The 6,707-nt window shown below is 44.5% G+C and carries 7 protein-coding genes; 1 reads left to right on the forward strand and 6 read right to left on the reverse strand.

Annotated features, from left to right (window positions below):
* The 6 genes from STRDD10_RS02725 to rpiA form a co-directional block, all read right to left on the reverse strand.
* Positions 1 to 1,098 (reverse strand): chloride channel protein (locus tag STRDD10_RS02725; RefSeq protein WP_067192899.1); only part of this gene is annotated, 1,098 nt, incomplete at its 3' end.
* Between the two features lie 4 nt (positions 1,099 to 1,102).
* Entirely contained in the window at positions 1,103 to 1,912 is an 810-nt protein-coding gene (locus STRDD10_RS02730; RefSeq protein WP_067192901.1) for a purine-nucleoside phosphorylase, read from the reverse strand.
* Entirely contained in the window at positions 1,909 to 2,439 is a 531-nt protein-coding gene (locus STRDD10_RS02735) for a ClbS/DfsB family four-helix bundle protein (RefSeq protein WP_067192903.1), read from the reverse strand. Before STRDD10_RS02735 ends, STRDD10_RS02730 begins: the two co-directional genes overlap by 4 nt.
* 1 nt (position 2,440) lies before the next feature.
* Entirely contained in the window at positions 2,441 to 2,998 is a 558-nt protein-coding gene (locus STRDD10_RS02740; RefSeq protein ID WP_067192904.1) for a DUF1697 domain-containing protein, read from the reverse strand.
* 1 nt (position 2,999) lies between these two features.
* Positions 3,000 to 4,211, reverse strand: a complete 1,212-nt coding sequence (locus tag STRDD10_RS02745) for a phosphopentomutase (RefSeq protein ID WP_067192906.1) — start codon at positions 4,209 to 4,211, stop codon at positions 3,000 to 3,002.
* A gap of 12 nt (positions 4,212 to 4,223) precedes the next feature.
* Positions 4,224 to 4,907, reverse strand: coding sequence for a ribose-5-phosphate isomerase RpiA (rpiA, locus tag STRDD10_RS02750; RefSeq protein WP_067192908.1), 684 nt, complete (start codon positions 4,905 to 4,907; stop codon positions 4,224 to 4,226).
* A 214-nt stretch (positions 4,908 to 5,121) separates the two neighbouring features.
* Between rpiA and mnmE the strand changes: the two genes are divergently transcribed.
* Positions 5,122 to 6,495, forward strand: coding sequence for a tRNA uridine-5-carboxymethylaminomethyl(34) synthesis GTPase MnmE (mnmE, locus tag STRDD10_RS02755; protein WP_067192910.1), 1,374 nt, complete (start codon positions 5,122 to 5,124; stop codon positions 6,493 to 6,495).
* The last annotated feature ends 212 nt before the right edge of the window (positions 6,496 to 6,707 follow it).

Genomic DNA, 6,707 nt, shown 5'->3' on the forward strand with positions numbered 1-6,707 from the left:
CCCTAAAAAGACACTAGCTCCCAAGAGCATTCCCATAGAGGGTGAAAAAGCGAAGCCTAAACGATTTGCGATCACGGTTACCAAATAGCCTGCTCCGATTCCCAAAGCAAAAGAAGGCGTCAAGGTCCCTCCGTAGGCTCCATTTCGCAAGAGAAGGTAAACAAACAGTCCCTTCAAAATCAAAACGAGAGGCAAAGCTGGCAGAGATTGTTCCGATAAAAGCCACTGAGCCATGACTTGCCCATTCCCCATAAAGATTGGAAAATAGATAGCAACCACTGCCAAGGCTAGAAAAGCGATTGGCAAGCCCCAGAGGATTCTACGGTCTTTGATCCGATTTTTGCTGGCTCTTTTGGTCAACCAAGCAAAACCCATGGCTAAGGGGGTTACCACTGCTGCTAACAAAAGGGCTTGCAAGAAACTACCTGCTGTCCCTGAAAGAGAGGCCATTTGGTAGAGAGGAGCATTTCCCACAAGCGGTTGGGCAAGAAAATCAGCCAAGTAACAACTGATCAGAATCAAGAGGACATTGCGACTGGTCCAAGCAATCCCCAGAGTCTCAAGGACAAAGAGACTACTTGCAAAAGGAACCTGATAGACAGCTGCAAGACCCGCACCTGCGCCGCAAGCAATCAATAATCGCTGATCAGAAAGTGATAAACGCAAGAAACGAGACAGGCGTCCACCCAAAAGGGCTCCCACTTCACGAGGCGCACCCTCTTTACCGACGGAAGCTCCGGCACCTACAATTGCCACCTGCATGATAGCATGGGAAAGGTGAACAAAGGCATCCGGTCGCACGCGATCTGCTAATTCCATTTGTTTCTTGATGGAAAAGATCTGATGCCGGCTTTGCAATAAATACCAAAATCCAGCTGCGAGGAACCCTGTCAGGCATAAGACTAGAAAGCGCCGAAAGTCGCTAGCACTCTCAAACAGCTTTAATAAGTCATGGTCCTCGCCACCAAAGGCCAATAATTGGATACCTTCTAGCAAATAATGGCAAGCAATCCCGACCAGGCCTGATCCCACTCCTAAAACCAAAGTTGCACTGAGCACTCTTAGCCAATAGGGAAGGACTTGTACTTTTGAATCCATGGGATTAAAGAGCAGCTAGGATTGCTTTCACCAAGCCCTTGAAATCTTCTTTAATGTGTTGAGTTACTTCGACCACTTCCTCGTGGTTAAGTTCCGATTGAAAACCTGCCGCAAAGTTGGTAATAGCAGAGATTCCCAAGACCTTCAAGCCTGAGTGTGCCGCTACAATGACTTCGGGCACAGTAGACATACCGACTGCACTAGCTCCTAAGGTTTGAAAGGCACGGATTTCAGCTGGCGTTTCATATGTTGGCCCAGTCACACCGAGGTAAACCCCTTCTTGAAGTGCAATGCCCAGTTTCTCAGCCGTCTGATGGGCAACTTCGCGATAGGCTTTGGTATAGGCATCTGACATATCTGGGAAACGAGGCCCAAATACATCCAAGTTTTCACCAATAAGTGGATTTTGACCAGTTAGATTGATGTGGTCAGAAATAGCCATCAAGGTACCTGGTCCAAAGCCGATCCCACCAGCGGCATTGGTCACGATGACACCTTCACATCCCAGAACTTTCATGACACGTACGGGGAAGGTCACGACTTCTAGTGGGTTTCCTTCGTAAAAGTGAAAGCGTCCTTGGAGAGCTAAAACCTTGCGTCCTGCTAGGTCTCCATAGACCAATTTGCCAGCGTGACCCGCAACTGTGGAGCGTCCCCAATTGGGGATGTCAGCGTAGTCTACGACAACTGGGTTTTCGATTTCCTCTGCAAGTTCTCCAAGTCCTGATCCAAGGATTAAGCCAAATTCAGGAGCTAAGATTCCCTTATCTTTTAGGAAAGCTGCGGTTTCTTTGATTTTTTCTACTAATGTCATAAGATTCTTTCTAAACCATTCTTTATTTTTTTCCATTTGCGAATTTTGGTGCGAAAAGATTTGAACGGGGCGACTGTATTGATATGTATCCATTTCCAGACCGGCCAGTTGGCTGGAGTAGAACCGGCCCATTTCCGGCTACCAGACTGCTGAAACTCCTCTTCGCTAAAGGACAGAGTCAGGTCGATCATATGAGCCACCTGCTGCTCAAATTCAGCCATCAAGGCTACCAAGGTCCAATCCTGATAAGTCTCATAAAAAGACTGATAGAGGGGACCCAGCTGATTCCATTTGTAGTCAGGATGGGGTGTCACCACGGTCAAGCCCGCTTGCTCATCCCGCTCCCACTGCTGAATCAGTTTCATCCAGCCCAGCTGATAGGCAATCATCTGAGCCGGACTGCGGTCCACATCAGCCAGCAGTGTATCCTTGTCCTGCTCTGCTATTTCTTCAAACTCCCCAATAAAGAGACGAGCCCGTTTTCTCATCTCTTGAACTAGTTCCTGTCTGCTACTGTATCTTGGCATTCTAAGCTGACTCTCTTTCAGATTTTAACTGTTGACCGATTTTATCAAAAGTATTGGCATTTCGGATGGTCAACGTGCGGTAGAAAGGCAACTTGAGTAGTTGCTTGTGATAAGCTGTCTGGGTGTAAGTTGCTTCAGAGAATTTCCCCCAGAAAATCCCAAGTTTCCCAAAATGAAGCACTTCATCCTGTAAGGGCAAGCCAGAAACTTGCCTGATAAGCTGATCCACATCCACCCCCTCCGTGTAAAAGAGGACATCTTTTCGAGCCATATCTTTCTTCCACCAATCTGGTAGATGTTTAAGCTCCGTCTTAAAGTCCTCCTGACTCAGCAAGGAAAAAGACTGGATAAAAGGATAGTGGTTTGCAAAGAAATGCTTCAATAGAGCCACCAAGTCCGCTTTGGGGCGCGTGGCGTCAAAGAAAGCATTACCACTATTGATATAGGTCTCAACTTTTTCAAGTCCCAACCCTGTCAATTCTTGACGAAGCTCTGCCATGACGACCTTATTTTTGCCACCGACATTGATGCCTCTGACCAGAAGTGCAAAACGGGCCATCTTAGTTCAATTGATCCAAGAAGCTTTCTCCGATCATGGCTTTGTCGACACCAAAGTTTTCTGCAATAGTGGCTGAGATATCCGCAAAACGTCCTACAGGAATGACGCCATTGCCGGTAAAGGATGGGCTGTAAGCCAAGAGGGGAATATACTCACGGGTGTGGTCTGTCCCCGCATAGGTAGGGTCATTTCCATGGTCAGCTGTGATCAAGAGCAGGTCGTCTTCACGCAGGCCAGCGATGATTTCAGGCAAGCGCTCATCAAACTCATGCAAGCAATCCCGGTAGCCATGTGGATCCCGACGGTGACCATAAAGGGCATCAAAGTCCACCAAGTTGGTAAAGGAGAAACCTTTTTCAAATTCTGGTAGAGCCAAAGTCTTAATCAGGGTATCGATACCGTGGCTGTTAGACTTGTTGTGCCCCATGTCGTGATTGATTCCAGCGCCGTTAAAGATATCGCTAATCTTTCCGACAGAATAGGTATCAATCCCTGCTTCGTTGAGTTTATCCAAAACTGTTGGGGCAAAAGGTGATACGGCTAAGTCTCGACGATTGGCTGTCCGCGTGAAGTTTCCAGGTTCACCTACATAAGGACGAGCGATGATCCGACCAAGAAGGGCAGGACGCTCAAGTGTAATCGAACGAGCGTATTCACAGATCCGGTAGAGTTCGTCCAGTGGAATAATATCTTCGTGGGCCGCAATTTGAAGCACAGGGTCCGCAGAGGTATAGATAATCAGCTCACCCGTTTCCATCTGACGTGGGCCAAAGTCGTCGATAACCGCAGTCCCTGAGTAGGGTTTATTGGCCTCACGGATAACCTTACGGCCTGAAAATGCTTCGATTTTGGTGATGATTTCTTCAGGGAAGCCATTCCAGAAGGTATCAAAAGGCTCAGTAATATTGAGGCCCATGATTTCCCAGTGTCCGGTCATGGTGTCTTTTCCAAGGGAAACTTCCTGAAGTTTGGTCACATAACCAGTCGGATTACTTTCAGCAGGCACTGTCGCAAGGGGTGTCTCACGTGGAATATTTCCCAGACCAATCTTGGCCATGTTTGGCACATTAAGCCCAACTGTCTTTGAAATATGTCCCAAAGTATCTGATGCGCCATCAGGTACGCCAGCATTGACAAAGTTATTAGCATCAGGCGCAGCCCCAATCCCGACAGAATCCAACACAACTAAATGAATACGATTAAATTTTGACATAATTTCTCTTTTCTATTGAAATTTTGGAGCTTCTAAGATCGAAATTCCATTTTCACCAGCGACAATGACCTGATCAACCATTTGGTTGAACAAGCCGTGTTCGACAACACCAACGGTTTGATCCAGTTCCTGGGCAAAGGCCTGTGGATCTTCAATGCGTTTGAGATCCAGGTCAATGATGAAATTTTGCATATCGGTGACGAAGCGTTTCCCATCTTTTTCCCGAAAACTTGGTGCATAACCCGCTTTTTCAAAGCGTCGGAAAAGCTGACCAGCACCATACTGCACCACTTCAACTGGAAGTTTGAAGGCACCTAGCGTCTCCACCAACTTGCTTTCATCTACGACCCAGATATAGTGCTTGGTAGAGGTAGCGACGACTTTCTCCATCAAGAGGGCTCCGCCCCCACCCTTGATCCCATTAAAGGCTGAATCAACTTCATCTGCACCGTCCACCGTAATATCCACAAAGTCAACTTCATCGATAGACTTTAGGGGAATTCCTAGATTTATCGCTTGTTGCGTCGTAGCATTAGAGGTAGTGACTGCCACTATTTCCAATCCTTCTTCCTTGATCCGACGCCCGATTTCCTCTACAAAATAATAAGCAGTAGACCCTGTCCCAAGTCCAACAATCATGCCATTTCCGACATACTGGGCGGCTCTAATGCCTGCCGCTTTTTTTAGGTTTTCCATCTACATCTCCTACTTTTGAACTATTTCCATTATACCATGATTATCTAGAACTTGAAAGTGGTTTCGTTTTGGAAAAAATAGTATAAATTTAAAAAAAGACTACTAAAATGAACATGCCTTTATTATCCCTAACCAAAAATCTTGCCCTTAGCCTACTTTTAGGTTAAAATGAAAGAAATTGAAAAACAAAAAATAAGAATAGAAAGATAAAAAAATGATTACACGCGAATTTGATACCATCGCTGCAATTTCTACACCTTTAGGCGAAGGAGCTATTGGAATTGTACGCTTGAGTGGTACTGATAGTATCACTATTGCCAAAAAAATTTTTAAAGGAAAAAATCTAGATACCGTTGAAAGCCATACGTTAAATTATGGTCATATCGTAAATCCTTTAACAGGAGAAGTTTTAGACGAAGTCATGCTTGGGCTAATGAAATCACCTAAAACGTTTACACGTGAAAATATCATCGAAATTAATACTCACGGTGGGATTGCTGTGACCAATGAAATATTACAACTAGTCATTCGAGAAGGCGCTAGATTAGCAGAACCTGGAGAATTCACAAAACGTGCTTTTTTAAATGGACGAGTTGATTTGACACAGGCTGAAGCTGTTATGGACATCATTCGAGCTAAAACAGACAAAGCCATGAATATTGCCGTTAAACAGCTCGATGGCTCTTTATCAGACCTCATCAACAATACCCGTCAAGAAATCCTCAATACCCTTGCTCAAGTAGAAGTGAACATCGACTATCCTGAATATGATGATGTCGAGGAAGCCACAACGGCTATCATACGAGAAAAAACAGGTGAATTTGAACAACTACTGTCCAATCTGTTGCGGACCGCTCGACGTGGTAAAATTCTACGCGAAGGAATTTCAACAGCTATCATTGGTCGTCCCAATGTCGGTAAGTCCAGCTTACTCAACAACCTCCTACGGGAAGAAAAAGCAATCGTAACGGATATTGCTGGAACAACACGTGATGTGATTGAAGAATATGTCAATATCAAGGGAGTCCCTCTAAAACTAATTGACACTGCTGGAATTCGGGACACCGATGATATTGTGGAACAAATCGGTGTAGAAAGATCAAAAAAAGCCTTAAAAGAAGCCGATTTAGTCCTACTTGTTTTAAATGCCAGTGAACCCCTCACACCACAAGATCATCAACTTCTTACTATTAGTCAGGACTGCAATCGTATTGTTTTACTCAACAAGACGGATTTACCTCGGCAAATTGAACTGGAAGAAGTACCCAAAGATAGTATCAATATCTCCGTCCTTCAAAATCAAAATATAGACAAAATTGAAGATCGGATTAATAGCTTATTTTTTGAAAATGCAGGACTGGTTGAGCAAGATGCCACCTATCTCTCCAACGCACGTCACATTTCATTAATTGAAAAAGCCGTCGACAGTTTACATGCTGTTAACGAAGGACTGGACTTAGGTATGCCTGTCGACCTCCTTCAAGTCGATCTTACGCGCACTTGGGAAATTCTAGGTGAGATTACAGGAGATGCTGCACCTGATGAGTTAATCACTCAATTATTTAGCCAATTTTGTCTGGGAAAATAAGACGAGTTTTACCTTTTCTAACTACTGCAGCAATCACTGTATAATGTCAATACAATCTGAAAATATCCATTCGGTTTTCTCCCTTTAAAGTTAGAAAAATTCTTCTAATTTTAAGGGGATTTTTATTTATATGAATGAGCTTTAAAGTTAAAAATCACAAGTAAGAGAAAACGAAAAGACACTACCTTATACTACGGATTAGAAATCGACTT

Source organism: Streptococcus sp. DD10, from assembly GCF_001578805.1.
Taxonomy (GTDB): domain Bacteria; phylum Bacillota; class Bacilli; order Lactobacillales; family Streptococcaceae; genus Streptococcus.